We start from the raw sequence: 2,544 nt of genomic DNA on the forward strand, positions 1-2,544 counted from the left end.
CACAACCTCGCCCTCGCCGGATAGGCCTACGGGCGGTACAGCAGCCCACTATCCCCGAGGCAACTCAAAGATCATTTACGGGACAACCCTTAGGGCCAATCACGCATGCACTGGTCCCAACCAGCGAAGACGCCAGTACTCACCGCGTCGAGCTGAGCCAGATCACGAAGTCCAACTGTCGTACTAAGCCGCGCGGGCAGGGCCCGCAGGCAAGGAGGCGGCTGAACTCGAGCAAGGGAGAAACGCAGTAGGCGATTTCCCTCGTAGATTTCGCTCCATATTTCAGCCGAGAACTTGCGCCGCTACAGATGGCCTTCTGAAATTCGGTGACCGGCAGGAGTTCCCGCTACCCAGTCGATTGATTCAGGCCGTGCCCCTGTGCCGACCCGGCAGAACTCCTCAACTGCAGCAGTGACCTCTTGGATCGGCAGCGTACTTCGACGGTCGTGAAATACTGGACTTCCGCTGTCACCTACCACGATGGGGTCAAAAATTGGAGGATTTGGATTGTCGGATACCCATGTATGCGCAACGAGTTCCTTTGCACCCAGCCGGTTGGATGAAGTGAACCAGGTCAACGCCCCGTAACCTGAACTGCCATTAACCGAGGCAGTAAGAAAATTGTCGGGAAGTGACGCGGCATCGGAGGTCGTGTGGCGCTTTTTCGACATGCAGAAGGTGGCTGTAACGCCGGAGTATTGAGGTCCACTGTCGGCATTACCTTTCGCCATCTCTTCGATGACGCGCGAAGTCAGGCCAAGCATCTCTTCGAGGGCGTGTGCGTAGTGGATTTCATGAGCGAAGGATACGTTGAGGATCACCGGCTGGTCACCCCTCCCTGCAGGATTTTGAACTATTCGAGTTCGCCAGGCCTGTTTTTCCAAAACATTCGCACGCCCTGGCATTTCAGGAGGATGCACGACACTGCCGCTTGACATCCGAAAAGCTGATCGCACATATCGGTCGAATTGTTGATGACTACATCGCGAGGGAGCGTAGTAATTTTCGACTCTCTCACCTGCATTACAAGTTTGCTTCAGCGCAGTCTGCGGATATTTGGTCCCCATTCCCTCCCGGAAGTGAAGGCGTTCCGGATTCATCGAGATGGCTTCTGACCGACTGCGCTTCTGCGCCCCTGGTGTCGCCGCCGGCTACCCGGCCCAACTTCACCAGCATCGTCGATTACCTGCGCACTCGCGACCTTCGATCCGGTCAGATTGTCGACGCCCTTGAATATCACTTCCCCGCATGCAATGTTGCGACCGAGAACTGAATTCGCGCCAGCTGTTACATAGAAACCGTGAAGGCCAGCAATGGTTACACTACGGATTCACGATTGGCGACCCGGCGCCCAATTCCCGCAATTTGAACCCGCGAATTCACGGAAGTGCGAAGTCGCCGCCTCGTTGCGTCGACCCACACCGAGAGATCGACCGCCCAGAATGGATGCTCGCCTGTCGCGGTGATTACGAATTCCGCACACCCCCCACTTGTGGCAACTTCTCCGCAATAACACATCTCCCTACTGTCGAAATACTCAGGCAAATTTCCCGCCTCATATGTCACATGGTTAACTTCAGCCCCTTTGACCACTTGAGCACCAGTCGTCACCTTGTCGAGACCCTGCCGGGCAGATAGCCTGCTGCAACTCGTCCTGAAGGGGGAACGAAAGTGGACGCAATCACTGCCCTGGTTACAGCTCTTAAAATCGTTGACACCTCGCAAGGGCTAGTGCGAAAGTGGCATGAACTCGGAAATTCTGAGGGCAGCCTCACGGTCGAAAACAAATCCGCCGTTCCAGTGTTGTGGGCTTTCGCCATTCTGGGAAACGAGAAGAACCCGACACGTTCCTATGGATGGTTTCGCCTCAGCCCCGGCGAGACATTCGGGAAGTCCGTCAACACCTACCGCCCCAACGTCATAACACAATGCAATCACTGGCGGTTTGCGGCCATAACCGAAAACGGCTCGTCACACATTCCGTCCCTGGACAGCGGAAACAGGACGATGCCTGTCGCCTTCGCGGACGGTAAGAACTCAGGCGACTGCCAGTTCACGATTCGCTGGACTGCCAACAGCGCTCTGATCCTTACCGACGAGAGTCGTGCGGCTAAGCGAATCCAATGGGTGCCGTGTTTCGAAGTAACCCAGTATCCCGGAGGGGAAATCGCCTTCACAATGTCTGACGACGACTGAGAGATTGCGATACCAGATGGTGCTGCGACCGGGAAGGTCGCCAGGTTGTTTCGTTGTGCTGCTTGGAAACGAGTTCTCCAAGAAGCATGGGAGGCGGGGTGGCGAAACCGGTCCGGGTTCGTGCGCTCACTGAGCAGGAGGGACAGAAGTCGGGGGGCGGGTCGCCCTCGCCCGCGAGCAGTCGGTGGAGCAGATGGAGGGCCCGTACTTCAAGCCCAACTCCCCGCTGAGGAACTCGCTGGTCACGAACGGTACGCCCGGCACCCGACTCACCGTCACCGGGTACGTCTTCGGACGCGGCTGCCGCCCGATACCCGGCGTGCTGCTCGACTTCTGGCAGGCCGACCA

2 protein-coding genes and 1 pseudogene are annotated in these 2,544 nt (G+C 57.3%); 2 read left to right on the plus strand and 1 reads right to left on the minus strand.

What is annotated here, in order from left to right:
* Positions 1–302 precede the first annotated feature (302 nt).
* The gene (locus AB0D01_RS39630) at positions 303–821 is read right to left on the minus strand and encodes an Imm1 family immunity protein (protein WP_363064276.1); all 519 of its coding nucleotides are present in this window, start codon (positions 819–821) and stop codon (positions 303–305) included.
* 850 nt (positions 822–1,671) lie between these two features.
* Here AB0D01_RS39630 and AB0D01_RS39635 point away from each other — a divergent pair.
* Complete coding sequence (locus AB0D01_RS39635; RefSeq protein WP_363064278.1) at positions 1,672–2,196, plus strand: hypothetical protein; 525 nt, start codon at positions 1,672–1,674, stop codon at positions 2,194–2,196.
* A 187-nt stretch (positions 2,197–2,383) separates the two neighbouring features.
* Positions 2,384–2,544: pseudogene (locus AB0D01_RS39640) on the plus strand (dioxygenase); the annotation flags it as partial.

The sequence above is a fragment of the Streptomyces sp. NPDC048606 genome (genome assembly GCF_040650855.1).
Taxonomy (GTDB): domain Bacteria; phylum Actinomycetota; class Actinomycetes; order Streptomycetales; family Streptomycetaceae; genus Streptomyces.